Annotated in this window: 23 protein-coding genes; 6 read left to right on the top strand and 17 right to left on the bottom strand. The window is 61.2% G+C overall.

From position 1 onward, the window contains the following. Positions 1-11: 11 nt before the first annotated feature. Complete coding sequence (locus QEO92_RS23270; protein ID WP_227704601.1) at positions 12-1,013, bottom strand: zinc-dependent alcohol dehydrogenase; 1,002 nt, start codon at positions 1,011-1,013, stop codon at positions 12-14. A 265-nt stretch (positions 1,014-1,278) separates the two neighbouring features. On the opposite strand from QEO92_RS23270, the gene QEO92_RS23265 reads away from it, so the two are divergent. The 3 genes from QEO92_RS23265 (at position 1,279) to QEO92_RS23255 (ending at position 4,531) form a co-directional block, all read left to right on the top strand. After that, positions 1,279-2,070, top strand: coding sequence for a CDP-alcohol phosphatidyltransferase family protein (locus QEO92_RS23265; RefSeq protein WP_227704600.1), 792 nt, complete (start codon positions 1,279-1,281; stop codon positions 2,068-2,070). Further along, positions 2,060-2,806 (top strand): FkbM family methyltransferase, encoded by a 747-nt coding sequence (locus QEO92_RS23260; RefSeq protein ID WP_152601189.1) that lies wholly within the window; start codon positions 2,060-2,062, stop codon positions 2,804-2,806. The genes QEO92_RS23265 and QEO92_RS23260 overlap by 11 nt, the downstream gene beginning before the upstream one ends. A 144-nt stretch (positions 2,807-2,950) precedes the next feature. Then, positions 2,951-4,531, top strand: a complete 1,581-nt coding sequence (locus QEO92_RS23255; RefSeq protein ID WP_227704599.1) for an LTA synthase family protein — start codon at positions 2,951-2,953, stop codon at positions 4,529-4,531. 6 nt (positions 4,532-4,537) lie between these two features. Here QEO92_RS23255 and QEO92_RS23250 read toward each other — a convergent pair whose 3' ends face one another. The 6 genes from QEO92_RS23250 to kynU form a co-directional block, all read right to left on the bottom strand. Continuing rightward, entirely contained in the window at positions 4,538-5,251 is a 714-nt protein-coding gene (locus tag QEO92_RS23250) for an ABC transporter ATP-binding protein (RefSeq protein ID WP_037154218.1), read from the bottom strand. Further along, positions 5,248-7,017: a branched-chain amino acid ABC transporter ATP-binding protein/permease gene (locus QEO92_RS23245; protein WP_052182990.1), complete on the bottom strand. Its 1,770-nt coding sequence runs from the start codon at positions 7,015-7,017 to the stop codon at positions 5,248-5,250. The genes QEO92_RS23250 and QEO92_RS23245 overlap by 4 nt, the downstream gene beginning before the upstream one ends. Before the next feature lie 3 nt (positions 7,018-7,020). Then, a complete protein-coding gene (locus tag QEO92_RS23240) occupies positions 7,021-8,055 on the bottom strand; it encodes a branched-chain amino acid ABC transporter permease (RefSeq protein ID WP_037154221.1) in 1,035 nt (344 codons plus the stop codon). 76 nt (positions 8,056-8,131) lie between these two features. After that, on the bottom strand, positions 8,132-9,280 hold the full coding sequence (locus QEO92_RS23235) for an ABC transporter substrate-binding protein (RefSeq protein WP_037154223.1): 1,149 nt from the start codon (positions 9,278-9,280) through the stop codon (positions 8,132-8,134). 146 nt (positions 9,281-9,426) lie between these two features. Next, entirely contained in the window at positions 9,427-9,864 is a 438-nt protein-coding gene (locus QEO92_RS23230; RefSeq protein ID WP_280107477.1) for a MarR family winged helix-turn-helix transcriptional regulator, read from the bottom strand. A gap of 81 nt (positions 9,865-9,945) precedes the next feature. Continuing rightward, on the bottom strand, positions 9,946-11,139 hold the full coding sequence (kynU, locus tag QEO92_RS23225; protein ID WP_227704597.1) for a kynureninase: 1,194 nt from the start codon (positions 11,137-11,139) through the stop codon (positions 9,946-9,948). A 176-nt stretch (positions 11,140-11,315) separates the two neighbouring features. Here kynU and QEO92_RS23220 point away from each other — a divergent pair, with 176 nt between their 5' ends. Both QEO92_RS23220 and QEO92_RS23215 read left to right on the top strand, forming a co-directional pair. Continuing rightward, a complete protein-coding gene (locus QEO92_RS23220) occupies positions 11,316-12,242 on the top strand; it encodes an alpha/beta hydrolase (RefSeq protein ID WP_227704596.1) in 927 nt (308 codons plus the stop codon). Beyond that, complete coding sequence (locus QEO92_RS23215) at positions 12,239-12,646, top strand: ACT domain-containing protein (protein WP_037154235.1); 408 nt, start codon at positions 12,239-12,241, stop codon at positions 12,644-12,646. Before QEO92_RS23220 ends, QEO92_RS23215 begins: the two co-directional genes overlap by 4 nt. On the opposite strand, the gene QEO92_RS23210 is transcribed toward QEO92_RS23215, so the two are convergent. The 7 genes from QEO92_RS23210 to cobA form a co-directional block, all read right to left on the bottom strand. After that, positions 12,639-14,639, bottom strand: a complete 2,001-nt coding sequence (locus tag QEO92_RS23210) for a CocE/NonD family hydrolase (RefSeq protein ID WP_227704595.1) — start codon at positions 14,637-14,639, stop codon at positions 12,639-12,641. The genes QEO92_RS23215 and QEO92_RS23210 overlap by 8 nt on opposite strands. A gap of 28 nt (positions 14,640-14,667) precedes the next feature. Then, positions 14,668-16,299, bottom strand: a complete 1,632-nt coding sequence (locus tag QEO92_RS23205) for an ABC transporter ATP-binding protein (RefSeq protein ID WP_037154241.1) — start codon at positions 16,297-16,299, stop codon at positions 14,668-14,670. Further along, complete coding sequence (locus tag QEO92_RS23200) at positions 16,292-17,119, bottom strand: ABC transporter permease (protein WP_037154243.1); 828 nt, start codon at positions 17,117-17,119, stop codon at positions 16,292-16,294. Before QEO92_RS23200 ends, QEO92_RS23205 begins: the two co-directional genes overlap by 8 nt. After that, entirely contained in the window at positions 17,116-18,123 is a 1,008-nt protein-coding gene (locus tag QEO92_RS23195; RefSeq protein WP_227704594.1) for an ABC transporter permease, read from the bottom strand. The genes QEO92_RS23200 and QEO92_RS23195 overlap by 4 nt, the downstream gene beginning before the upstream one ends. An 87-nt stretch (positions 18,124-18,210) precedes the next feature. Continuing rightward, the gene (locus QEO92_RS23190; RefSeq protein WP_037154248.1) at positions 18,211-19,800 is read right to left on the bottom strand and encodes an ABC transporter substrate-binding protein; all 1,590 of its coding nucleotides are present in this window, start codon (positions 19,798-19,800) and stop codon (positions 18,211-18,213) included. 356 nt (positions 19,801-20,156) lie between these two features. Then, positions 20,157-21,470 carry a cobyrinic acid a,c-diamide synthase CobB gene (locus QEO92_RS23185; protein WP_227704593.1) on the bottom strand — a complete coding sequence of 438 codons (1,314 nt, stop codon included), beginning with the start codon at positions 21,468-21,470 and terminating at the stop codon, positions 20,157-20,159. Next, positions 21,467-22,252 (bottom strand): uroporphyrinogen-III C-methyltransferase, encoded by a 786-nt coding sequence (cobA, locus tag QEO92_RS23180; protein WP_227704592.1) that lies wholly within the window; start codon positions 22,250-22,252, stop codon positions 21,467-21,469. The genes QEO92_RS23185 and cobA overlap by 4 nt, the downstream gene beginning before the upstream one ends. Before the next feature lie 47 nt (positions 22,253-22,299). Here cobA and QEO92_RS23175 point away from each other — a divergent pair, with 47 nt between their 5' ends. Continuing rightward, positions 22,300-23,415 carry a cobalt-precorrin-5B (C(1))-methyltransferase gene (locus QEO92_RS23175; RefSeq protein WP_227704591.1) on the top strand — a complete coding sequence of 372 codons (1,116 nt, stop codon included), beginning with the start codon at positions 22,300-22,302 and terminating at the stop codon, positions 23,413-23,415. Here QEO92_RS23175 and cobM read toward each other — a convergent pair. From cobM to cbiE, 3 genes are read right to left on the bottom strand one after another with little or no spacing between them, the layout of a single operon-like run. Then, a complete protein-coding gene (gene cobM, locus QEO92_RS23170; RefSeq protein WP_227704590.1) occupies positions 23,385-24,173 on the bottom strand; it encodes a precorrin-4 C(11)-methyltransferase in 789 nt (262 codons plus the stop codon). The genes QEO92_RS23175 and cobM overlap by 31 nt on opposite strands. Further along, entirely contained in the window at positions 24,170-24,556 is a 387-nt protein-coding gene (locus QEO92_RS23165; RefSeq protein WP_052182991.1) for a cobalamin biosynthesis protein, read from the bottom strand. The genes cobM and QEO92_RS23165 overlap by 4 nt, the downstream gene beginning before the upstream one ends. Beyond that, complete coding sequence (cbiE, locus tag QEO92_RS23160) at positions 24,553-25,806, bottom strand: precorrin-6y C5,15-methyltransferase (decarboxylating) subunit CbiE (RefSeq protein ID WP_227704589.1); 1,254 nt, start codon at positions 25,804-25,806, stop codon at positions 24,553-24,555. The genes QEO92_RS23165 and cbiE overlap by 4 nt, the downstream gene beginning before the upstream one ends.

Genomic DNA, 25,806 nt, shown 5'->3' with positions numbered 1-25,806 from the left:
GCAAATTTTCCTCAGTAGCGGATGCGGTGGCAGAGCGTGGCAGATGAACGGATAATGCCGGGGTAATCGCGCGCCATCGTTTCGAACGGGGTCTCGCCTGAAATCAAGCGGTCGAGCCGGTCGTCATCCAGAAGCTCAAGTGCCTTGGCCATGCGGCGGTGCGTATCCCAGCGAGCCCGTCGTCCGGGCGGCAATGCGCCAACCTGGGAGCTGACGACGGAGAGCCGCTTGGCATGGAAGGCGCCGCCGAGAGGAAGCTCGACGTGTTTTTCACCGTACCAGCTCGCTTCGACGATACGGGCTTCGAAGCCGGCATGGCTCAGCGCTTCTGCCAGGGCCGTGGAAGATGCGGAGGCGTTGATCAGGACGTCGCAATCATTCTGCATTGCGTCAGGCAGTGCGAAATGAAGGCCGAGAGCCCGGGCAATCTCGGCGCGTTCCGGCTCGATATCGGAAATCATGACTTCCGTTCCGGCGATCCGCGAGGCGAGCCAGGCGACCAGAAGTCCGACGACGCCGGCGCCAAAGACCGCTACCCGATCGCCTGGCTGAATGCCACCATCCCAGATGATGTTGAGTGCTGTTTCCATGTTTGCGGCCAATACCGCTCGCTGTGGTGGAAGGCTTTGCGGCAATGGATGTACCGCTGGGGCCGGCACGCGAAAACGGTCCTGATGCGGGTGCAAGCAGAAGACCTGCCTGCCTATGGCCGCTTCCGACCCTTCCTCGACGACGCCGACGGCGGCATAACCGTATTTCACGGGAAAGGGGAACTGCCCAGCCTGGTGCGGAGCGCGCATGCGCTGATATTCGCTTTCCGGCACTTGCCCGCGGAAGATAAGCGACTCAGTGCCGCGGCTGATGCCGCTATAAAGCGTGCGAACCAGGACATCGCCCTCGCGTTCCGGCGGAAGCGGCTCATCGCGGAGCCCACAGCGGCCCGTCTCCTCGAACCAGAGGGCACGGCTATGCTCTTCCATCACGGGTGGTTGAGCCGTCTCATGCCTTGTCACATATTAGCCCTTTCAGATTTACCAAAATCACACCTAGAGGCCTCAACGATGAGGGCAAGGGATCAGAACTTCGAGAAGAGGATAAAGATATCACGTTTATTTGACGCCGTTTTTTTGATTCAGGCTTGGCGGCTCGGTGCAATCCTTTCCATGTAATATCCGGAGGAGAGCGTCATGATTGTTTCACATCAGCGTTGGGAGGGGCGTGAGCGCTGCGTAGAGATTGGATGGCCGATCTTCGCGACGGCACCGAAAGGCGGGTCCGGTGGTTGAATGGATGAATGCCGGCCACCCGGACGAAATGGCGGCCCGCCGAGCTTTCCGCTCGCTCTTGCTCAATGCTTCTACTGTGACGGTGTCGGTTGCCGTAGTCTTCATTGTTGCGATGGATCGTTTGGGAGATCGTCTCGGCATGGACACGGTTGCCATCGGCACAGCCTTCGTCATCTATGCCGCAATCTGCACAATCGCGCTCGGCAATCTTCACGCGCATGGGCACAGCCGTTTCGGCGCGGCGAATATGGTAACGACAGTGCGGGCGGCAATTACTGCCACCGTAGGCGGATTGGTGCTGGTGTCCGATCAGTTCGGCCAGGCCTCCCGCGCCGAAGCTTTGTGGCTCATCGGCTCGATCGTTGCCTTCGCGCTCGCCCTGGACGGTGTCGACGGCCATCTTGCCCGCCGAACCCGTACCGCTTCGCGTTTCGGCGCCCGGTTCGACATGGAAGTCGATGCTCTGCTGATACTCTTCCTGTCGATTGCCGCTTTTCTGCTCGGCAAAGCGGGCGTCTGGGTCCTGCTGATCGGCCTGATGCGCTATGCTTATGGCGCGGCACAAAGCGTCCTCCCCAGGCTGCGGGGCGAGCTGCCGCCTTCCATGCGCCGCAAGCTGATCTGCGTCGTGCAGGGGGCGGCACTGTGTCTGATGCTGTTCCCGTTCATTGTGCCGCCCGTTTCGACCATGCTTGCGGCGTGGGCGCTAGCCGCGCTTGCCTATTCCTTCGCGAGGGATGTGATTTTCCTTCTGCGCGCAAGTCGAGATGAACATGCGTCATGACCTATCGGCTTCGCTGGGGCTTGCGCGCTCACTGCTCATTTATTACGGCCAGCCCTGGCGACGGTCTTCACTGAAACGATTCTATGCCGAGTTCATCAAGCCCGGCGATCTTATCTTCGATATTGGCGCACATGCGGGCAATCGCAGTCGGACGCTTCTTTCCCTCGGTGCCAAGGTCATCGCAGTGGAGCCGCAGCCGATATTTGCCGATTTCATCGCGCGGTCTTTTGCCGGCGAAGAACTGGTTCTGCTGCGCAAGGCGGTAGGCAAGCAACCGGGCACAGTTGATCTTCATATTTCCGACCGGCATCCGACGGTGACGAGTATTTCGCCGTCCTGGATTTCAAAGATGGAGAAGACCATCGGATTCCGCAGTGTCACTTGGAACCGCGTCGAACGCGTCGAAATGACGACGCTCGACGTGTTGATCGATGAATATGGTCTGCCGGCCTTCTGCAAGATCGATGTGGAAGGTGCGGAAGCGGATATTCTTGCCAGCTTGCATCATCCGATCCCGCTGCTTGCTTTCGAATATATTCCGGCGGCGATGGAAATTGCCGAGGAGGCAATTGGCCATATGCGGAAACTTGGGCCCTACCGTTTCAATCGGGTGGAAGGCGAGGGGCACCGCTTCGCGCATGGTGAATGGGTCTCGGCCGAATCCATATTGGCTGAGCTCCCGGGATTGGCGGGACGGCAGTTGTCCGGCGATATCTATGCTCGGCGTGATGCATGACGGATCAGCGACGTCTCAGTCCGGAAAGCCATGGCCGGTGGAGTCGAAGCATTGACGGAAAGAGTGGCCATGAATGAGTACCGGTCTTTTCGTACGAAGGACAATGCAAGCAAAGGGGACGCCCGGCAGCCAAATCGGCGGTCCTTGCCGCGGATCGCAATTGCGTCGGTGATCGTTGCGGTGATCCTCGCGCTGCCCTCCAGGCCGGAGGCACTCACCAATGTCTCGGAGATCCGGTTTCCGCTGGAGGTGATCGGCATCGTGCTGTTCGCATTGGTGCTCGACGGCGCCGGCTTTGCTATCCTGAAGTGGGGCATTACCCTGTCGCTTGCCGCGATGCTGTTCCTGAAGCTTGCGGATATCGGCACCGGCATGGTCTTCCAGCGTCCGTTCAATCCCTATCTCGATCTCAAAATCCTGACGGACGGATGGAATCTCTTGAGCGGCACGGTGGGAGTGGCGGTAGCGGTCGGCATCATCTGCGCCGGCCTCGTCGCATGGCTTCTGGTGACGGTCGTGCTTTACTGGTCGTTCGACGGCTTTCGGCATTCAGCCGTTGAGGCTCGACGAAAATCCGTCCTCGCAAGCGGCATCCTTTTCCTTGTCGGGTTGGCGGCCTTCATCGTCCAGGATCGCGATCATCGCAATCTCGGCATAGAGGCACGGGCCGTTCCCTATTTTGTCAATCGCGTCGCGATGGTGAAAGATTCGGTCGCCGATCTTGCCCGGTTCGAGGATGAGGTGAAACAGGATCCGGTTTCCGCCGGACGGCATTTCTCGGCGCTCGCCGGCACGGACGTGGTGCTGATCTTCATCGAGTCCTATGGCCGCAGCGCGATCGAAGACCCGCGTTATGCCACCCGCATCAACGATCGCCTCGACTTGATGGAGCGGGAAATCGAGGCGGCGGGATTGCAGGCGCGCAGCGGCTGGCTCACTTCGCCAACGGTCGGCGGCATAAGCTGGCTGGCGCATGGCACGCTGCTTTCCGGCCTCTGGATCGATAGCCAGGCGCATTACGACCGGATGATTACCAGCGAGCGGCGAAGTCTCAACAGCCTGTTTCACGCGGCCGGCTGGCGGACCACGGCGGTGATGCCGGCGATTACCATGGACTGGCCGGAGGCAGGCTATTTCGGTTATGACAGCGTGCATGATGCCCATGGCCTCGGCTACAAGGGCAAGCCGTTCAACTGGGTGACGATGCCGGACCAGTATACGCTTTCAGCCTTCGAGCGGCTGGAGCGCCAGGGACGTGACGAACCAGGCCACACGCCGGTCATGGCTGAAATGGCGCTGATCTCCAGTCACGCGCCCTGGACGCCGATCCCGTCGTTGGTCGATTGGGATCAGGTAGGCGACGGAACCGTGTTCAACCCTCAAGCGGAAGGCGGCGAGTCGCCGTCTGTCATCTGGGCCGATCCAGCGCGCGTCCGCACTCAATATATCGCCTCGATTGATTACACGCTCGAAACGCTGGGCTCCTACATGGTGCGCTACGGCAGGAATACCTTATTCATTCTGCTCGGCGACCATCAGCCGGCCGCGATCATCACCGGCGAGGAGGCTTCCCGTGACGTGCCAATGCATATCGTTGCGGGCAACCCAGAGCTCCTGGATCGCCTCGACGGCTGGAACTTGCAGAGGGGAATGATCCCAACGAAAGAAACGCCGGTCTACCGGATGGATGAGTTCCGCAGGAAACTGGTCGAGAGCTTTGACTAGCGGTCTCTAAGCATGGCTGCCGAGATAGCTTTCCATCAGGGCCGGATCGACTGCCAATTCGGCTGCCGGACCGGAGCGTTTCACTTCGCCAAGCTCGACCAGATAGCCTTCGTCGGCGATCTCCAGCGCAGCGCGCGCATTCTGCTCGACAAGCAGGATCGAAACGCCGGTCGTCCGAAGTTCCGAGACGATGTTGAGAATATCGGCGACGATCTTCGGCGCCAGCCCCAGGCTCGGCTCATCGAGCAGCAGCAGGCGAGGGCGGCTCATCAGCGCGCGTGCCAGCGCCAGCATCTGCCGCTCGCCGCCGGAGAGCGTGCCCGCGAGCTGCTTGCGACGCTCCGCGAGCCGCGGAAAGCGGGCGTAAAGTTCCTCGCGTGTTTCGGCACGTTCCGACGCGTTGCGCAGAAAGCCGCCGAGTTCGATATTGTCTTCAACCGACATGGTCGAGAAAAGCTCGCGCTTTTCCGGCACGAGGCAGAGACCTTCGGCGACGCGGGCCTCTACCGAGTGCGGTACCGGTGCACTATTATACAGGATCGTGCCTTTTGCCGGCACGATGCCCATCACCGCATTGAGCAGGGTCGTCTTGCCGGCTCCGTTCGCGCCGATGACGGTCACGATGCTGCCCGGCCTCATGGCAAGCGAAATGCCGTGCAGCACTTCGGCGCGGCCATAAGAGACGTGGATGTCCGAGAGTTCGAGCAGGTTCCCGCTCATGCCACACCTCCGAGATAGGCGGCGATCACAGCCGGATGTTTACGGACCTCCGTTGGCTTGCCGTCGGCGATCAGCGTGCCGAAATCCAGCACGACGAGGTGATCAACCAGGCCCATGACGAAACCCATGTCATGCTCGACCAGCAGTACACTGACACCCTCTTCGCGGAGTTTGCGGAGCAGGCTGGCAAGTTCCTGCTTTTCGCCATGGCGCAGGCCGGCGGCTGGCTCATCGAGCAACAGAACGGCCGGATCAGCCGCGAGTGCTCGAGCGATTTCGAGGATACGGATCTGGCCGAGTGCGAGATCGCCCGCCGGCCGGTCGCGATATTGACCAAGACCGACACGTTCGAGCTGAACAGCGGCTTCGGTCAGCAAAGTTGCCTCCTCTTCCCGCTCCAGCCGGAAGAAACTGCGGAAAACGCCGGCGGAGCCGCGCAGATGCGCGCCGAGTGCGACATTTTCCAGCACCGACATATCCGGCAGGATCTTGGCGTGCTGAAAGGTTCGAGCAATGCCATGCTGGGCAATTTCGCGCGGGCTGTCACCGGTAAGCGGTTGGCCCTCATAGAAGATGGAACCGCTCGTCAGCGAAGCGATGCCGGTAATGAGGTTGAAAGTCGTGCTCTTGCCGGCGCCATTGGGACCGATCAGGCCGACAACCTGACCGGCCTTTACCTGGAAGCTGACGTCGTTGACCGCCACCAATCCACCGAAGGCCTTGCGCGCCTTTTCCACTTTGATGAGCGGAGAACCGGCCGCTGCGAGCGTGCGTCTGGCGAGCTTATCGCTGGAAGCCGGGATCGGCCGCGGAGGGCGTTTCGGCAGGAGTTTCAACACGAGGGGCCAGAGTCCGTCGCGGGAAAGCTGCAGGATTAGGACAAGCAGGATGCCAAAGACGATCATCTCGAAATTGGCGGTCGTGCCGATGATGTCCGGTAGGAAACGCTGCAGGACGTCCTTGAGAATCAGCACGATGCTTGCCCCAAAGATCGCGCCCCAGACATGGCCGGCGCCGCCGACCACTGCCATCAGCAGGTATTCAATGCCCATGGAAAGGCCGAAGGGGGTCGGGTTCACCGAGCGCTGCATATGGGCATAGAGCCAACCGGAGAGTGCCGCGACAACGCCGGCGAAGACGAAGACGGTGAGCTTGGCCCGAACAATATTGACGCCGAAGGCTTCGGCCGCCTGACTGCCGCCGCGCAGCGCACGAATGGCGCGGCCGATGCGGGAATCGAGCAGGTTCCTGGCGCCGATCGCCACCGCAATCACGAAAAACCAGATGAGATAGTAGATGGAGCCGTCGCTTAAGAAACGATAGCCGGCGAATTCGATCGGCGGGATGCCGGAAATGCCGTCATAGCGGCCGAGCAGGTCGATCTTCCCGAAGAGGTAGTAGAGCGCCAATCCCCAGGCGATCGTGCCGAGCGGAAGGAAATGACCGGAAAGGCGCACGGTGATCAGGCCGAGCGGCAACGCGATCACAGCGCCGACGATCAGCGATAGTGGCAATGTAAGCCAGGGCGAGACGCCGTAGTTTGTGCTGAGCACAGCGGTCGTGTAGGCGCCGAAACCACAGAAGGCCGCCTGGCCGAAGGAGGTCAATCCGCCGACGCCGGTCAGCAGAACCAGGCCGATCGTCACCAGTGAGGCGAGGCCGATATTGTTGAGCAGCGTAATCCAGAAAGGAGGAACCGGCAGGGCCGGTACAACCGACAGGAAAAGGATGCCGACAAATCCGGGCAGCATGCGCCGAATGTTCATCGCTCACTCCTCCTCATGGAATGCGTGGCTGAGCGACAGCCAGATCAGCACGGGGATGATCAGCCCAAAGACGATGACCTCCTTGTAGGAACTGGCGAAGAAGGAGGCGAAGGCTTCGATCAACCCGACGCCAATAGCGGCAACCGCCGTGATCGGGAAACTCGCAAGTCCGCCGATGATGGCCGCAACGAAACCCTTGAGGCCGATCAGGAAGCCGGTATCGTAATAGATCGTGGTGATCGGGCCGATCAGAACGCCTGAGATTGCGCCGATGGTGGCAGCCAGCGTGAATGCGGTGATGCCTGTCAAATGGGTGCGCACACCGACCAGCCGGGCACCGAGACGGTTGACGGCCGTGGCACGCAGAGCCTTTCCGAGCAGCGTACGCTCGAAGAACATATAGAGGGCAATGATGATCGCGATCGTCGAGCCATAGATCCAGAGGCTCTGCGCCGGCACCATCAGTGAGCCGATCGTGTAGTTTGTCTCCGCCAGCGGCTGGGCGCGCAGCCCTTCCGCACCGAAGAAGACGAGGCCAAGACCCATCATCGCCAGATGCACGCCGACCGAAGCGATGAGCAGCACCAGCACCGAAGCGTCGGCAAGCGGTCGGTAGGCGATGCGATATACGTAATAACCCATGGGAGCGATGATCAGGATGGTGAGCAGTGCCTTGGCGAAGGCCGGCAGGCCGAGCGGCGCGAGCATGGTTGCTACGCCGTAGATGACGGCCGGCAGGATGAGGTTCATTGCCAGGCTGCGCAGGAAGGTGCGAGCATCTGTGCCTCGCCGCCAGCTCCAGAGATCAGTCAGGAATGCAATTGCGCCAAAGCAGACAAGCAGGGATGTCGTCGCGGGCACGCGGCTGTTGTCGAGCAGCGCCAGCGTGAGTGCGCCATAGGCGACGAACTCGCCCTGTGGGATGAAGATCACCCGCGTGACGGAGAAAACGAGAACCAGCGCGAGACCAAGAAGCGCATAGATTGCGCCGCTGGTGACCCCGTCCTGGATCAGGAAGGTCGCAATCATCGCGTCCAAAGAATTTCCCCCCGATTATTGAACCGACGCCGATAGGAAGCCCGGCAATGAATGCCGGGCCTTTGATGAATGGCCTTTATTTCACCAACTCGAACTTGCCGTCCTTGGTCGTGAGCAGGACAACGGCCCGCTCGTCGAGACCGAGGTGATCATCGGCCTTGTATTCGAAGACGCCCTGGCTTGCCGGGAACGGCCCACCCGTCTCGATCGCGTCACGAAGTGCTGCGCGGAATTCCGGTGTGCCCGGCTTTGCGGTTTTGAGCGCGACCGGGATCGCCTTTTTCAGGATCGCCATGGCGTCGTGAATATGCGCGCCGAACTGGGTGCGGGTGCCGGCACCGAATTTCTTCTCATAGGCCGTAACGTAAGCGAGGCCCTCCTGCTTCGTCTCCGACGAATCCGGCTGGAATTCCGGCACCATGACAGGGCCTGAAGCGAAGATCGTGTTGTCGGCCGCCTTGCCGGCGATGCGCAGGAAATCGAACGTCACGGCGCCATGGGTCTGATAGATCTTGCCGGTGAAGCCGCGTTCGCGCAGTGCGATCTGCGGAAGTGCTGCGCCGGTGCCGGAGGCGCCGACGAAGACGGCGTCCGGGCGAGAAGCGACAAGCTTCAGGACCTGGCCGGAAACGGAGGTGTCGGGACGTGCATAACGTTCCTCCGCCACCATTTTCAGACCGTACTGCTCGCCGATCGCCTTGTACTGGTTGACCCAGAGATCGCCGTAGGAGTCGGAAAAACCGATATAGCCGAAGGTCTTGACGCCGTCGGCCTTCATTTTTGCAAACAAGGTCCGGGCGATCAGGCCGGCATCCTGCGGCAGGACGAAGGTCCACTTGCCTTTGGAAATGTTCGGCGGGACAGGCGAAGCCGAGAAATGCGGCGTGCTGGTTTCGGCGGCAACACCGGCAACGGCGATCGAAGCGGGAGTGAGCGCCGAACCGACGATCACATCGACTTTTTCGTCATTGACGAAACGGCGGGCATTGGTGGTGGCGACCGAAGGATCGCCGGCATCATCGAGGACGATGACCTTGAGTTTCTCGCCGCCCACGTCAGCCGGCCAGAGTTCGACGGAATTCTTGAGCGGAATGCCGAGCGCAGCGCCCGGCCCGGTTGACGAAACGGTGACGCCGATGGTTACGTCAGCGAGTGCTGGACCCGCCAATACAGGAAGGGACAGGGCGGCAATCACCGCTATCCCAGTAAAAAAAGGGTTCTTCATAGGATCCTCCCAGGACAAAAGCGGGCGATCTCCTCTTCGCCCGCTGTTTGTTTACATGGAGATTGTTTCTTTGTAAACAATCTAGCGGAGGCGAGATCGGCACTTCATGATGCGAGCGCTCCCAGATGGCCCAACTGAAGGAAAGGTCAGGGTGGGTCGAATCCCAACAGACGTGCGAAGCCCGTCTTCCTGTTCAGTTCCACCGTCTCACGCGCCCGCCTGACACGTCGTTCCACGAGCCCCAGCATATCCATGAATTCATTGATCTTTTCGGCCGGAAAATCGCCGAAGAGATGTTTTTCGAGAGCATCTATCTCAGCTACCATACTGTTGTAGACGGCTGTTCCCGCAGGTGTAAATTCGATCTGGGCCCACCGTGCATCGCGTTCATCTGAACGGCGGTCTATCAGACCACGATCAACGAGTTCCCGGATCGCGCGCGAGACCATGGCCTTGTCGATGGTCGTGTGACGGCCGATTTCCATCGGCGAGATCGGCTGATAGCTGCCGATCGCGGACATCACCCGCCAGATATTCAGTTTGAAGCCGTGGACTTCGCAAAGGAGGCTGAGCAGCTTCACCATTTCCGCGTTGCTGCGCGCAAGCCTGTAAGGCACGACCTTGGAGAGTTTTCTGGCCGAATCAGGCCGTTCGTCGGTCATATGTCAGGTCACCAGTGCCCGCTGCTTATATTCGGCGGCATCCCAGAGCCGGTTCGTCATGATGTCTTCGAGAATGCTGACCGCCTTCAACACGTCGCGTTCGCCGATATAGAGCGGCGTGAATCCAAAACGGATTGCATCCGGAGCGCGGAAATCGCCGATTACGCCGCGGGCAATCAGTGCCTGCATGATTGCATAACCTTCCCGATGCAGGAATGAGATCTGGCTGCCGCGCTTTTCCCCATTACGTGGCGAACCGAGCGTCAGCATGGGGCAACGCTTTTCCACTTCGGCCACGAAAAGATCACACAGTTTGATCGATTGCTGGCGCAGATCGGCCATGTCCACGCCTTCCCAGGCATCCAGCGCGGCATCGAGCGCGACGAGTCCGAGGATTGGCGGCGTGCCCACCCGCATTCGGTCGATGCCGCCGCCTGGCCGGTACCCGAGATCGAAGGCGAAAGGCGTCTCGTGTCCCAACCAGCCGGAAAGCGCCGGGCGTACCTTGTCCGCAAGGCGTGGCGCAACATAGATGAAGGCCGGCGCGCCCGGACCGCCGTTGAGGTATTTGTAGGTGCAGCCGACCGCAAAATCAGCATCCGCTCCCGTCAGGTCGACGGGTAGAGCGCCAGCCGAATGGGCGAGGTCCCAGACGGCGATGGCGCCTTTGTCATGTGCCTTTTTCGTCAACGACTTCATGTCATGCAGCCGACCGGTGCGGTAATCCACTTCGGTCAGCATCAGAACGCCGACGGTTTCGTCGATCGCCGCTTCCACCTCCTCCGGCTCGACGATTTTCAGTTCATGGCTCCTGCCGAGCGAGCGGATCAGGCCATCAGCCATATAGAGATCGGAGGGGAAGTTGCCGCTGTCGGAGAGAATGACCTTGCGCTCAGGCCTCAACTCAAGCGCGGAGGCGAGCGCCTGATAGACCTTGATCGATAGCGTATCACCCATGACGACCGTGCCTTCGGGTGCGCCGATCAGCCTACCGACCCGGTCGCCGACTTTGCGCGGCATCATCATCCAGCCAGCCTTGTTCCAGCCCTTGATGAGTAGCTCCCCCCATTCGTCGGTCATCAGCCTGGCGACACGTTCCTTGGCGGCAAGCGGCAGAGGTCCCAGCGAATTGCCGTCGAGATAAACGATGCCCTCCGGAAGATAGAAGAGCGAGCGGGTCTTTTCGAAATCCGTCACAGGTGCACCTTATATTCGAGCCGATACAATTGCAGGCAGACTAGAAGCTGGAGCAGGGCACGCAAGATGGATTCGCATCCTGATCCGGCAAATTCGCCGCGCATTCTGAGCTTGTGGTCAGGCGGTTGCCGCCGTAACCTCACCGCATCCGGTTCCCAGACAAGGATCTGATGCCGATGGACAATCCCGTTTCCGAGACCGGGCCGTTTCCCGAAGAGCCGGGAATTCTGGAGTTCCTGAAGATCTGCGACAATTTCTATCCTCCCGATGCCGTCCATGCATCGATCGAGCAGCAGCGCACCTGGTACGACGCACTCTGCGCCCATTTTGACCGGCCTCTGCCGCATGGGCTCACCTTTGGGGACGAGATGCTGTTCGTGCCGGTTCGGCAATACCGACCGGCGGAGATCCGCACGAAGACGGTGCTGCTTTATCTGCATGGCGGCGGCTTTGTTGTCGGGTCGCTCCAGAGCCATCACGCGATCTGCGCCGAGATTTCCGATTTCGCCGGGGCGGAACTCGTCTCGGTCGATTATCGCCTGGCGCCCGAGCATGTCTGGCCGGCCCAGACGGACGATTGTTTCGCGGTGCTGAAACAGCTTCTTGGTCAGGAAAGGAAGATCGTCGTGATCGGCGACAGCGCCGGCGGCAATCTTGCAGCGGGACTGGCGCTGCGCGCACGCGACGAGCGGCTTTCCGGCATTATCGGGCAAGTGTTGATCTATCCGGCGCTCGGTGGCGATCTCGTCTCAGGCTCCTATCAAGAGATGGCGCACGCCCCCGGCCTGACGACGCAGGATGTCACCTACTATCGAGCGATCCTGAAAGCGCCGGCTGACGAACCCGTGGCGCATCCGCTGCTGGAGGCCGATTTCTCCGGCCTGCCACCCGCCTATATCACTGTCGCGCATTTCGATCCGCTGTGTGACGATGGACGTCAATATGCCGAACGGCTGGCTGCGGCGGGCGTCACCGTCACCTTGCGTGAGGAGCCGCAGATGGTGCATGCTTGGCTACGTGCCCGGCATATAAGCGGCGGCGCCGGGGACGGATTCCTGGCAGTTTGTGAGGCAGTCCGGCAGCTTGCAGGGAGCGAGACATGAGCGGAGTCACCGATCTTTCCAAGCTGCTCGCCAGTCTGGAACCGACGCTCCTGGATGGGGAATTCGTCTATACGACCGTGCCACACGAAAAACTGGATGATTACCTGCCGCTGAAGCCGATCGGAATGTTCTTCGAGGCGGAGGGTCTGACGCTGATCCTGCCGAACGCGTCCGCCGTGCAGGCCGGTCTTGCGGTCAGCGCTCCACTCCGCTGCATCACCATGATGGTACATTCCTCACTGGACGCAGTCGGCATGACGGCGGCAATGGCATCGGCGCTCACCAAGGAAGGCATCAGCGCCAACGTTGTGGCAGCCTATTATCACGACCACATCTTCGTCCCGGCGGTGGATGCGGACCGAGCCGTGGCTGCGCTCAAGGCTCTTTCGTCGCCCGCTACATGAGGTCGCGGGGGATTATCTTTTCAAACGTTTTCTCAAACACCTGTTTCTTGCCGTCATAAGCAACAACCGAAGCGCTGATCAGCCAATCCTCCGCCGTGCAGGTGATCTTCGCAGTCGATATGGTTCGCACCGACCAGCCTGTCCGCTGCATGTCGCAGGTCCAGATGGCCGTGCCCCTCATCGAGAGCGGATCGTCCGGCGAGATCGACCAGACTTCCTCGCGAAGCTGGCGGGTCGAGAGGCCGGTTCCGGGATGTTCGGCAAGTCCGGTATCTTCGTGAATCAGGTAATCTGTACGGTTGGCGGAAAGATCGCGCGTGACGCTGCGCCGCGTCACGGGAGGCGTATGGGCGATATACTTCGGTAACGGATCGGGGTTGTCCGGCTCTCGCATCTCGAAGGCTTCGTGTGTGCCGAGCTTCGGCAGTGCCAAGCCCAGAGAGCCGATGTCGATCGTCAAACCTGGATCGACAGGCGGCGGCAGCACCGTCGGCCAATAGGCGGTCGAAAGCGACAGCCGGACGCGATGACCCTTGCCAAAGCGGTAGCCGCAGGCATCGAGGACGAGACGGATCGTAACCGGTTCGCCGGGTATCAACGGCTTGGGTTCGGCGTTGCCTTCGCGATGGGCGAGGTTGATGACCCCGAAGGAAACCCGTGTTGCCGTGCCATCCGGATGCACGTCGACGATGCGGGCGCAGAGATTGGTAAGTTCGGCTTCGCAACTGAGCGTCAGCGTGAGGATCGGCCGGCCAAGGTAGTCCTGCGGTTCGGCAAGCGGCGAGGTTTCAAATACGAGCGAACCGGCGTCGTCGATGCGCTGGTCGCCGGCAAGCTCGGCATCCGGTTTCAGCGTGAACCACTCGCCGGAGGCCGTGCCGATATCGAGCGGCGACTTGAGATAGACCTCATGAGCCGGCGCATGGGGGATCGGGAGACCTTCAACAAGCGTGCCGAACTGGTCGACATAAAAGCACTGCGCCTCCGGTTCGGACCATTTCTGTTTGCAAATCCAGAAGCCGGGATCGCTATCGCGGCGTGGCGCCGGCTTCGGGCCGTCAAGAATATAGGCACGCACCTGGGGCAGGGCTTCGATGCCATTTTCCTCGCCGCGCAGCCAGCGGTTCCAGAAGGCAATCGCTTCACCAAAAAAATCGGCACGCGGCTTCGGCCAGGCGAAATGCGGATATTTGTGGATCCACGGACCAATCAGTGCCCTGGATTTTTCGCCGAGCCCTTCAGCAGCAAGCAACGGCGTATTGCGGTAGCCATCGGCCCAGCCGGCAATCACCAGCGTCGGTATTTCGATAGCCGAGTAATCTTGCGAGATCGAGCCGTGCTGCCAGAAGGCGTCGCGCCGCTGATGCGACAGCCATTCCTCCATGAAGAAGGGTTCGTTATCCAGCCGCTCTATCCACATTTCCATCCAGTGATTGCCGACCAGTTCAGGATCCGGCGGGCGGGACTGGTAAGCGAGCATGGTTGCAGCCCAGGAAAGCTGGGCGGAGAGGTGGCACCCGTTCTTGTAGTGGATATCGTCGTTGTAACGGTCCGTCGTGGAGGCGATCGAAATCACCGCCTTCAAGGCCGGCGGGCGGAGGGCGGCGACCTGCAGGCTGTTGAAGCCACCCCAGGAAATACCCATCATGCCGACATTGCCGTTCGACCACGGCTGTCTTGCGATCCAGGCGATCATCTCGCAGGCGTTTGAGAGTTCCAGTTCCGTGTATTCGCCGTCGATGACACCACCGGATTCGCCCGAGCCGCGAATATCGACTCGCACGCCGGCAATGCCCGCTGCCGCGAAAACGGGATAGGTCGACTCGTCGCGTGCGCTTGTTCCGTCGCGCTTGCGGTATGGCAGGAATTCGAAGACTGCGGGCACGGGATCGGCCTCGGCCCCATCCGGCATCCAGATACGGGCGGCAAGACGCGTCCCATCCCTCAGCGTGATCCATTGGTTTTCGATGACGGAGAAGGAGCGTTCAGTCATTTGGTGTGCACTTTCAAGAACAGCGGATTCAATTCCCGGCACTTTCCATGCGCCGCGTGTCAAGTACCCGTTCCAGCCAGCCTATCTCCATTTCCGGCACGGATTTCAGGAGCAGATCGGTATAATCGTCGAAGGGCGGCGAGAGCGCCTGGGATTTGGGTCCGAAACGCACCAACCGGCCACGATGCATGACCGCGACGGAATCGGCGATTGCCCGGACGATCGCGATGTCATGGGTGATGAAGACATAGGAAAGCTTTTCCTCTTCCTGCAGTTTCATCAAGAGCTTCAATATGCCTTCCGCCACCAGCGGGTCTAGCGCGGAGGTGGGCTCGTCACAGAGAATGAGCTCCGGCTTGGCGGCCAGCGCCCGCGCGATTGCGACACGCTGTTTCTGGCCGCCGGAAAGCTCGGCCGGATAGCGGTCGATGAAACCGTTGCTCATCTCGATCTGCTCGAGCAGTTCCCTCACCCGCGCCGTTTTCGCAGCACCGCGCAGTCCGTCATAGAAGGTCAGGGGCCGGCCGATGATGTCGCGCACCGTCTGGCGCGGGTTCATTGCAGTATCCGCCATCTGATAGATGAGCTGGATGCGGCGCAGATCGTCGCGCGAGCGATTCTTCAAGGCCGGCGCCAGCGTTTTGCCATCGAAGGTGATCTTGCCTTCGCTCGGCGGAAGGAGGCCGGTGATGACACGCGCGAGCGTCGATTTGCCGGAACCGGATTCCCCGACGATCGCCAGCGTCTGGCCCTTGCAGAGATGCAGCGAAACGCCGTGCAGCACCTTGAAGCCATTGCCATATTGCGCGCTGACATTATCGACCTTCAGGAGCGGGCTTGTCTGGTCGGAGGCTTCTGCGTGTGCCGTCTGGCGAACGTTTACAAGCGCACGCGTGTAATCCTGTGTGGGTGCCTCGATGATCTGCTGGACCGAGCCGTATTCCACCGTCTTGCCATGGCGCAGGACCATGATGTCGTCGGAAATCTGCGCGACCACCGCAAGGTCGTGGGTGATGTAGAGCGCCGCTGTATGGGTTTCTTCGATCGCATGCTTGATTGCAGCCAGGACGTCGATCTGGGTTGTGACGTCGAGCGCGGTCGTCGGTTCGTCGAAGACGATCAGTTCCGGGTTCGGACAGAGCGCCATGGCCGTCATGGCGCGCTGGAGCTGGCCGCCCGAGACCTGATGCGGAAACCGGTTGCCGAAGGTTTCGGGGCTCGGCAGGCCGAGCACGCGGAAAAGGTAGAGCGCCCGTTTCCTGGCTTCTTCCTTCGTCATCAGCCCGTGCCTGACCGAGGCTTCGATCACCTGATCGCCTAGCCGATGGGCCGGGTTGAAGGCGGCGGCGGCCGATTGCGCCACGTAGCAGACGCGGGCACCGCGCACCTTACGGATGCCGGTATTGTCGAGGGGCAGAAGATCGGTGCCGTTGAGGATAACCTCGCCGCCGGTAATCTCGGCACCGCCGCGGCCGTAGGCGAGAGCGGAAAGGCCGATCGTTGACTTGCCGGCGCCGGATTCGCCGATCAGGCCGAGCACCTTGCCTTTCTGAAGGTCGAAGGAGACATCGTCGACAATCGTGATGCGCCTCGGCGGCTCGCCGGGCGGATGGCTCACCGCCTCGATCCTGAGGTTGCGGACGGACAGAAGCTCAGGCATCGCCGCGACCTCCCTTGAGGCTGGAGGTTCGTTTGAGCAACCAGTCGACGACGAGGTTGACGCAGACGGCGAGCGCGGCGATCGCCGCGCCAGGCACGAGTGCCGCCGGAATGCCGAAGATGATGCCGTCCTTGTTGTCCTTCACCATGCCGCCCCAATCCGCTGCCGGTGGCTGAATGCCGAGGCCCAGAAAGGAAAGCGTCGAGAGAAAGAGGATGGAGAAAGCGAAACGCAGGCCGAATTCGGCCAGCAGCGGCGAGAGCGTGTTCGGCAGGATCTCGCGGAAGATGATCCAGGCCGTGCCTTCGCCGCGCAGCTTGGCGGCTTCTACGAACTCCATCACCGCGACGTCCAGCGCCACAGCGCGTCCGAGGCGATAGACGCGAGTGGAATCGAGGATCGCCATGACGAGAATGAGCACAATCAGGTGCTGCGGCAGGACGGCGAGCACGACGAGTGCGAAGATCAGGGTCGGGATCGACATCATCAGGTCGTTGAAACGGGAAAATGCCGTATCGATAATGCCGCCGGATACCGCGGCTATGAAGCTTAAAAGGATCCCGAGCGAGAAGGAGATGACCGTCGCCGCGAGCGCTACGAACAGCGTGGTCCGGGCGCCGTAGATCAGTCGGGAGAGAATGTCCCGCCCGAGATTGTCCAGCCCGAAGAAGAACTGCGCATCCGCCTCCTGCCAGACGCCGCCGACCACCTCCGTCTCGCCATAGGGTGCGACCAGCGGCGCGAAAAGGGCGCAGAAAAAAGCGATGGCAATGCCGAACATGCCGATCCAGGCGGTGATGGGGATTTCTCTCAGCCTCATCGCGGATGCCTCAGGCGCGGGTTGGCGATGATCGCAAGGATATCGGCCAGCATGTTGAGGAAAATGTAGACGGCGGCAAAAATCAGCCCGCAAGCCTGCACGACGGGCATGTCACGCACGGTCACGGCATCGACCATGTATTGGCCCATCCCAGGATAGACGAAGACCACTTCCACCACGACAACGCCGACCACCAGATAGGCAAGATTCAGCGCCACGACATTGATGATCGGGGCCAGCGCGTTGGGTGCGGCGTGCCGGGCGATCGCCCGCCAGGCGGAAAGCCCCTTGAGCTCGGCGGTTTCCATATAAGCCGAGGACATGACGGAAAGGATCGCCGCCCGCGTCATACGCATCATATGGGCGAGCACCACAAGCACCAGCGTTGCGGTCGGCAGCGCAATGGCCTTGATCCGATCGAGGGAAGCCATGCCGTCGTAGACGGTGGCCGGGAAAGTCGCGACGCCGAAATTGACGGCGAAATAGAGGATCAGCAGATAGCCGATGAAGAATTCCGGCAGTGAGATCGCAGCGAGCGAGATAACGTTGATGATCTTGTCCGGCATGCGGTTGCGGAAGTGCACGGACAGCATGCCGAGCCCGACTGCGAGCGGCACTGCGATCACCGCCGCGAACCCGGCGAGAAAGAGCGAGTTGCCAAGCCGCTTGCCCACCTGTTCCGAAACCGAGTTTCTGCTTGCCCAGGACGTGCCGAAATCGCCCTGAACGGCGCCGCCAAGCCATTCGAAGTATCGGGTGACGATCGGCCGGTCGAGCCCGAGTTCGGAGCGGATATTGGCGACCGCCTGGGGTGTCGCGGACTGGCCGAGATAGGTGGTCGCGAAATCGCCGGGGAGCGCCTCGACACCGCCGAAGATCAGCACCGAGACGGCGAAGAGGAGCAGGATCGACAAAAGCATGCGCTCGATGACCAGGGCGAGAAGTGGAAACCGCTCCCTGAATCTCTGGCCGGGCAGGCTGTCTGTTTCGGTGGAGTTGGACATCGGCGAGAAGCCTCGTTCTGAAACGGAGGGAGGATCGCGGAAAGACCCGCGATGCCTCGGTCAAGCGGCGAACCGCGGTCTCAGAATTCAGGCGTCCAACCAGACGCGGGTTGCGACATAGCCATTCGACATGTCGTTGCCGATGTCGCTGACATAGCCCTTCACCTTTTTGGTCGCAGCATTCACGAAATCGTTGAACATCGGCAGGATGGTGCCGCCCTCGTCGCGCACCATCATCGCCATCTCGCGATACATGTCCTTGCGTTTGGCCTCGTCCAGCTCGCCGCGGGCGGCGATGAGGAGCTTGTCGAACTTCTCGTTCTTGAACTTCGTGTCGTTCCAGTCGGCGGTGGAAAGATAGGCGCCGGAATAGAACTGATCCTGGGTCGCGCGGCTGCCCCAATAGGAGGCGGAGAATGGCTGGACGTTCCAGACGTTCGACCAATAGCCGTCGCCCGGTTCGCGCTTGATCTCCAGCGTAATGCCGGCCTTCTTCGCGCTCTGCTGGAAGAGGACCGATGCGTCGACCGCACCGGGGAAAGCAACCTCTGAGGTGCGCAGAAGAATGGAGCCGCTATGGCCCGACTTCTTATAGTGAAAGGCTGCTTTGTCGGGATCGTATTTGCGCTGCTCGATGCCCTCGGGAAAGAGCGCATAGGTATCGTTGATCGGGAAGTCGTTGCCCACCTTGCCGTAGCCGCCGAGGATGCGCGTGACCAATTCCTCGCGGTCGATCGCATATTTCAGTGCGAGCCGCAGGTCGTTATTGTCGAACGGTGCCTTGTCGCAATGCATGATGAAGACATAGTGACCGCCGCCGGACGTCGTCAGGAGTTCGACATTGGGCGCACGCTTCAGCAGCGAGACGGTTTTCGGATCGACGCGGTTGATGAAATGCACCTGGCCGGAAGAGAGGGCGGCGATGCGGGCGGTCGCATCGTTCATGTTGATGACTTCCACCGTCTGGACAAAGCCGCGGTCGGAGCGCCAGTCGTTGGGGTTCTTTTCGAAGGTCATGCGCACGCCGGGCTCGAAGGTGGTAACCTTATAAGCCCCGGTTCCGATGCCGGCCGTCGGGTTGTCGATTCCTCCATTGGGCTGAATGACGAGATGGTAATCGGTGAAGATTGCCGGCAGGTCGGCGTTGCCGGAGTCGAGCGTGACAACCAGGTCGCCGCCCTTGTTCTCGATGTTCTTGATGGATTTCAGGACGCCTGCCGCGCCGGATTCCGTCTTGCTGTCGCTGTGACGCTTCAAAGTGGCAACCACGTCGTCCGTAGTCATCTCCTTGCCATCGTGGAACGGCACGCCCTTGCGGATCTTGAAGGTCCAGACGGTCGCATCCGGAGACGGCGACCAGGATTCGGCCAGCGACGGGATTGGTGCGCGGGTTTCCGGATGGGTCTCGACCAGCGTGTCGCCCCAGGTGCGCACAGCCATGAACATGACCTGAGACGTAGCCTTGGCGGGGTCGATCGAGTCAGTTGCAGCGCCGCCCTCAAGCCCGAGCTTGAAATGACCGCCCTTCTTTGGCTCCTGCGCGGACGCGCTCGTTGCAAAGAGATGGCTCGCTGCGGTCAACGTCATGCCAGCGGCCATGGCGCGACCCATGAATTCCCGGCGGCTCATGCCTCCCGCGGTCACGCGACCGGCGAGATGTCTAGTAAAATCGGTCATTCCCCTGTTCCTCTCTTATCTGATGCAGATTTCTGCTTTCATGCCAGGCGCCGGGCGATACGGTTTCCTCTTCCGTAACGGTTGGCGCGTCATCCTATCGATCCTGGGAAATGGTTCGGTTGCCGCCGACATATCTTCCTTTCTTCTGCAGACCCCGGCTCATGACTTGAGCTCTTTTGCCTCAGGGCTATCCTGCGTTAGATCGAAGGCCTTCTGCGAGGCTTTGGATGAATAAGGGCGCGTTTACTGCGCGGGTGGTGCCTTCGATACGACATTAATTGCCGTCGATACGACAGTTTTGGCAACCATCTATCGGTTGCGAAAAATTGACATTTGCTCAAGCAGGGAAATTTTGCTCAGATGCCCGCAATGGCATGGAAAAAGGTGCCGGTGACATTCCCGCGCCAACCGCCCGACGGACCGATTTCGTTGCCGATGCCGTCTGCAATCATGGCGAGAGGTGGGTCGGTTCCGGGGCAAAACACCCGCGCATAGTGAAACTCGTGGCCGCGTACAGTCTCGCCCTTCTGACCTATCGCGCAGGGGCCGAGCAGGCGTGCCTGCCGGTAGCCAAGGTTCATCTTTCGTTTGGCGAAACTGGTGCGATGGGAAAGCAGGCCGGTCATGGCGTGGGTCGCGCCGTCCGCGTCTTCCAGCGCCTCGCCGAGCACCATATAGCCGCCGCATTCGCCGTGAACCGGTTTCGTCTCCGCGAAGCGCTTGAGGCCTTCTCTGAAGTTTTCGGCAGCCGCCAGCCTGCCGGCATGAAGTTCCGGATAGCCACCCGGCAGCCAGCAGACGTCGCAATCGGTAGAAGGAGCCTCGTCGGCCAATGGTGAGAATGGCACCACCTCTGCGCCGGCTTCACGCCAGCCGCGCATCAGGTGTGGATAGAGAAAGGTGAAGGCAGCATCCCGCGCCAGCGCGATGCGCTGTCCGGGCGGCGGCAGCGCCTTTGCCGGCGAACCGGGAGGAATGTCGAAGGGGTTTGCCGCAGCGTAGATCGCATCGAGATCAAGTGACGCTTCCATGGCATCGGCAAGCCGTTCGATATGTGCATCCATTTCAGGATGTTCGCTCGCCTGCACGAGGCCGAGATGCCGTTCCGGCAGGATCAATGTCGGATCGCGCAGGATCGTGCCGACAACCGGCAGGCCGATAGCCTCGATCGCATCGCCGGAGAGCTTCCTGTGCCGCTCGCTGCCGGCACGGTTCAGAATGCAGGCGGCGATCTTCACCTGCGGATCGTAATGCGTGAAACCATAAGCGATGGCTGCGGCAGTCTGCGACTGGCCGGAGACGTCCAGTACCAGCAGGACCGGCAGACCGAAGAGACGGGCGAGATCGGAAGCCGCGCCGGAGCGGTTCTTCTCGCTAACGATACCGTCGAAAAGGCCCATGGCGCTTTCGATCAACAGCAGTTCCGCATCATCCGCCTGTTGCCGCGCGAGATACCGAAGGAGATCCGGTGCCATGGCCCAGCTATCGAGGTTGAGGCCGGGCACATGAGTTGCAGCCTCATGAAAGCCGGGATCGATATAATCCGGTCCCGTTTTGATGCCGCGCACTTTCACGCCACGGCGGGCAAAGGCGCGCAGCAGGCCGATCGTGACGCTGGTCTTGCCGGAACCGGAGCGCGGCGCGCCGATGATGAGTGCACGGGCAGTCATCGGTGCTGACCTGAAAGGGCTGTCTGCATCGAGACGATCCTACCGATGACGATCAAAGCCGGTGCGGCAAAGTTCTGGCGCTCGATCTCAGCCTCGACCGTGGCGAGCGTCGCGATCATCGAGCGTTCCCCCGGCATGGTGGCGGCCATCAGCACAGCCACCGGCGTTTCGGATGGCAGACCGCCCTCCATCAGCAGCTTCGCAATCGTGCCGATCGTGCTCACTCCCATATAGACGACGATCGGTTCGCCGGTTTTCGCCAGCGCTTTCCAGTCCAGGTCACCTGGGGTGCCGGCTGCATGTCCTGTAGCAAGTGTGATTGCGCGGCTGATGCCGCGCATGGTGGCGGGGATATTGGCCGCCGCCAGTGCGGCGAGCGCCGAAGTCATGCCGGGCAGGATACGGAAAGAAATGTTCTCCCTGGCGAGCGCTTCCGCTTCTTCGCCGCCACGCCCGAAGACGAAAGGATCGCCGCCTTTCAGACGCAACACGCGTTTTCCTTCCCGCGCGAGCTCGATGAGTTTCGTGGTGATATCGTCCTGCGCCACCGATGGTTTGCCGCCCCGTTTTCCCACAAAGATCAGATCCGCCGTTTTCGCCAGCGACAGCACGTCCTCGGAGACCAGAGCGTCGTGGACGATCACATCCGCCTTGCCGATCGCATCCGCTACTTCCAAAGTCAGGTAGCGCGGATGGCCCGGCCCGGCACCTGCGAGCCAGACATGGCCCGGCTGAAAGACGGGCGCCTCTATGATGGCCTGGATTTTCTCATTCAGATGCATATGCAAACCTTTTGCCGGCATTCGCCGGTCGGGCTATAGAAACGGCCATGGAAACGGATGGCAAGAACCTGCGCCGTGGCTGGACCACGGGAACCTGCGCGGCGGCGGCCAGCAAGGCTGCCTGCCTTGCGCTCGTTTCCGGCAGATTTCCGGACATGGTGGAGGTGACGCTGCCGGGCGGCCAGCGGCCGAGCTTCGCGTTGGCCATGGAGGAGACGGGCGAAGGTTTCGCCAAGGCCGGCATCGTCAAGGACGCCGGCGACGATCCCGACGTCACGCATGGGGCGCTCATCATGAGCACCGTGAGTCGCGGTGCTGCCGGCAGCGGCATTAGCTTCAAGGCAGGCAAAGGCGTGGGAACGGTGACGCGCCCCGGCTTGCCCCTGCCGCCAGGCGAGCCTTCTATCAATCCGGTGCCGCGCAAAATAATCGCCGAGGCGATCGCAGAGGTGGCGGGCGGCGAGACCGATTTCGAGGTGGAGATTTCGGTCGCTGATGGCGAGAAGATCGCGGAAAAGACGTTGAACGGCCGGCTCGGCATTTTGGGTGGTATCTCGATCCTCGGCACGACCGGTATCGTCATTCCCTTTTCCTGTTCGGCCTGGATCCATTCCATCTGGCGCGGCATCGATGTGGCACGGGCGGCGGGTCTCACTCATGTCGCCGGCTCCACCGGCAACACGTCGGAAAAGGCGGTGCAGGCCCATCACGACCTGCCCGAAATCGCGCTGATCGACATGGGCGATTTCGTTGGCGGCATGCTCAAATACCTGCGCGACCATCCCGTGCCGAAAGTCACCATCGCCGGCGGCGTTGCCAAGATGACCAAGCTCGCCCAAGGCATGCTCGACGTCCATTCCAAGCGCGGCCTCGCCGACCTCGAAGCTTTGGCCAAAGTCGCGGCAGAAGCCGGCGCGGCGCCCGAGCTTGTCGAGCGGATTGCGGCTGCGAACACGGTTGCCGAAGCCTTCGCACTCGCGGGCAAAAGTGGATTGCCACTTGGCGACCCTATCGCGAATCTTGCCTGGAAAACCGCTGCCAAGGTGCTCCGCGATCCGCAGATCGCGCTGGAGATCCTGGTCTATAATCGCGAGGGCCGCTTGGTGGGCCAGGCGCCATTTACACCTTCGGATCATTCGGAATCTCTGCCTTTGTCCGTCTGAGGCCAGCCGGGCCGGAAGCGGCGTACATAGTCGGCGTTGTAAAGCTGGCTTTCGGCAAAATCCGTCGAACCAAGCCCCTTGCCGACGAAAATCAGCGCCGTGCGTTCTGCCGGTTCCTCAGCAAGTTTCGCCTTTATGTCGGCCAGCGTGCCCCGGACGATCCGTTCTTCCGGCCAGGAGGCGCGCACGACGATCGCCACCGGACAGTCCGGCCCATAAAGCGGCATCAGTTCAGCGACGATCTGGTCAAGTGCGTGGATGGCGAGATGGATCGCCAGCGTGGCGCCCGTCGCCCCGAAAGCCGCCAGTGTCTCGCCTTCCGGCATTTTCGACGCACGTCCGGAGACACGAGTCAAAACAAGGCTCTGTGCCACTTCCGGAATGGTCAGCTCGCGCTTGAGCGCTGCCGCCGCCGCGGCAAATGACGGTACGCCGGGCGTCAGCGTGTAGTCGATGCCGTGCTTTTCCAGTCGGCGGATCTGCTCGGCCACCGCGCTCCAGACGGAAAGGTCGCCGGAATGCAGCCGTGCCACGTCTTTGCCTGCCTCATGGGCCGCGACGTATTCCGCCTCGATATCATCGAGCGAGAGGGAGCCTGTGTCGACGATCCGCGCATCCTGCGGGCAATAGTCGAGCAGTTCCTTCGGCATGATCGAACCGGCATAGAGGCAGACCGGCGACCGGGCGAGAATGTCCCTGCCGCGAACGGTGATGAGGTCGGCAGCGCCTGGGCCGGCGCCGATGAAATGGACGGTCATGGATTGTCCTTCGAACGGGCAAGCGCGCACGTGGCGCCATTGGCGATCAGCCGAGGCACGATAAGTTCCGAAGTCTCGCCGGCGAGAGCGAGGGCTGCCGCTTCGGAAAGGCTTGGTGTCGCAGTCTGCGCAAGGCTGTGTTTCGACACGGTTTTCGTTCGAGTTTCCGCTTGCTTCAGCGCGTGTTCATCAAGAATATGCATGGGCAGGCCAAGCTTGGTCGCCAGATCAACAATGCCCGGTTCATGCCGCTTGATTTCGCCGGTAGCCAGCGCCGTTACTGATTCACGTGAAATACCAGCCTCGATGCAGGCGGCATCCAGTGCGGTAAGCACAGCCTCCGCTGACGTTCCTTTCCGGCAGCCAAGTCCCGCGACGATCATCTCTGTTCTCCCGGTTTTGTCCATCGCCATTGGGTGACTGGCATGGCGGGCCGCCAGCCGGTCATACTGCCGATCGGTGCGGCGCGCGATATCTCGATCCGGATCAGCTCGCCAGCCAGGCGGGCATGCGCAGCGAGGAGGACCGCTTCCATTTCCAATGTCACGGCGTTGGCGGCCAGCCGCCCGCCGGGTTTCAGCGCATCGATCGCCGCATCGAAGACGCCCACCTCACTACCCCCGCCGCCGATGAAGATCACATCGGGCATGGGAAGACCGGCCAGCGCGGCCGGTGCTTCACCTTCGACAATCTTAAGCCCCGGCACACCGAAGGCAGAAGCGTTTCGCTTGATGCGTGCTGCCCGTCTCGGATCGGCCTCGATCGCAATGGCTTTCAGAGAAGGATCGGCCAGCATCCATTCTATACCGATCGAGCCGGAACCGGCGCCGATGTCCCAAAGCAGCTCCCCGCGCCGGGGGGCGAGCGCCGAAAGCGTCAGCGCCCGGATTTCCCGCTTGGTGATCTGCCCGTCATGCTCGAAAAGTGCGTCATCCAAACCGGAGGCTCGTGGCAGAACGCGTGCGCCGGCTTCCGCCTTAACTTCGACCGCGACGACATTGAGAACATTGATAGCCAGCAATGCAAATTCATTTGCGGCTGCAGAGCGGATACGCTCGTCCCCTCCACCCAAAGCCTCCAGCACTGTCAGGTGTGATGGACCGAAACCCGTCTCTGTCAGGAGAGAGGCAAGTTCCACTGGCGCTTTTTCATCCGACGTCAGCGCAATAATCCGCCGGCCGGGATGCAGAAACGGTCGGATGAGGTCGAGCGGCCGGCCGTGCAGCGACACGGTTTCGATCTCCTGCAAAGGCCAGCCGAGCCGAGATGCCGCCAGCGAAAAGGACGAGGGTGCTGGATAGGTGATGAATTCTTCTGCTGGAACGTGCCGCGAAAGTGTGGCGCCGACTCCGAAAAAGAAAGGATCCCCCGATGCCAGCACACAAACGTTCTGTCCACGCAGTGCCATGACATCGCGCATTGTCGGATCGAAAGGCGCCGGCCACGTGCGCGCCTCGCCGGCGATCAAGGGTGCGGCCAATTCCAGATGCCGTTTGCCGCCGAAGACGACCGAGGCGGAAGAAACTGCGGAACGCGCACCCTCGCCGAGACCCTTCACGCCGTCCTCGCCGATGCCGACGATGGACAGCCAGCAGCTTTGGTTTAAAGCTTTACCTGCTGATTCAGGAGGCAT

The organism is Neorhizobium petrolearium, assembly GCF_029854435.1.
Classification (GTDB): domain Bacteria; phylum Pseudomonadota; class Alphaproteobacteria; order Rhizobiales; family Rhizobiaceae; genus Neorhizobium; species Neorhizobium petrolearium.
The sequence above is the reverse complement of the archived record's forward strand: the minus strand, read 5'-3'. Positions and strand labels throughout refer to the sequence as shown.

Coding starts and splice junctions, on each gene's coding strand:
- QEO92_RS23200 (WP_037154243.1), bottom strand. CDS start 17,119: ATGAGGCTGAGAGAAATCCCCATCACCGCCTGGATCGGCATGTTCGGC.
- QEO92_RS23250 (WP_037154218.1), bottom strand. CDS start 5,251: ATGAGCGGGAACCTGCTCGAACTCTCGGACATCCACGTCTCTTATGGC.
- QEO92_RS23205 (WP_037154241.1), bottom strand. CDS start 16,299: ATGCCTGAGCTTCTGTCCGTCCGCAACCTCAGGATCGAGGCGGTGAGC.
- cobA (WP_227704592.1), bottom strand. CDS start 22,252: ATGCATCTGAATGAGAAAATCCAGGCCATCATAGAGGCGCCCGTCTTT.
- QEO92_RS23235 (WP_037154223.1), bottom strand. CDS start 9,280: ATGAAGAACCCTTTTTTTACTGGGATAGCGGTGATTGCCGCCCTGTCC.
- QEO92_RS23220 (WP_227704596.1), top strand. CDS start 11,316: ATGGACAATCCCGTTTCCGAGACCGGGCCGTTTCCCGAAGAGCCGGGA.
- QEO92_RS23165 (WP_052182991.1), bottom strand. CDS start 24,556: ATGATCGTCGCGGGACTTGGCTGCCGGAAAGGAACGTCAGCGGAGGCT.
- QEO92_RS23190 (WP_037154248.1), bottom strand. CDS start 19,800: ATGACCGATTTTACTAGACATCTCGCCGGTCGCGTGACCGCGGGAGGC.
- QEO92_RS23230 (WP_280107477.1), bottom strand. CDS start 9,864: ATGGTGAAGCTGCTCAGCCTCCTTTGCGAAGTCCACGGCTTCAAACTG.
- QEO92_RS23195 (WP_227704594.1), bottom strand. CDS start 18,123: ATGTCCAACTCCACCGAAACAGACAGCCTGCCCGGCCAGAGATTCAGG.
- cbiE (WP_227704589.1), bottom strand. CDS start 25,806: ATGCCTCCTGAATCAGCAGGTAAAGCTTTAAACCAAAGCTGCTGGCTG.
- QEO92_RS23185 (WP_227704593.1), bottom strand. CDS start 21,470: ATGACTGCCCGTGCACTCATCATCGGCGCGCCGCGCTCCGGTTCCGGC.
- QEO92_RS23215 (WP_037154235.1), top strand. CDS start 12,239: ATGAGCGGAGTCACCGATCTTTCCAAGCTGCTCGCCAGTCTGGAACCG.
- QEO92_RS23175 (WP_227704591.1), top strand. CDS start 22,300: ATGGAAACGGATGGCAAGAACCTGCGCCGTGGCTGGACCACGGGAACC.
- QEO92_RS23245 (WP_052182990.1), bottom strand. CDS start 7,017: ATGAACATTCGGCGCATGCTGCCCGGATTTGTCGGCATCCTTTTCCTG.
- QEO92_RS23260 (WP_152601189.1), top strand. CDS start 2,060: ATGCGTCATGACCTATCGGCTTCGCTGGGGCTTGCGCGCTCACTGCTC.
- QEO92_RS23210 (WP_227704595.1), bottom strand. CDS start 14,639: ATGACTGAACGCTCCTTCTCCGTCATCGAAAACCAATGGATCACGCTG.
- cobM (WP_227704590.1), bottom strand. CDS start 24,173: ATGACCGTCCATTTCATCGGCGCCGGCCCAGGCGCTGCCGACCTCATC.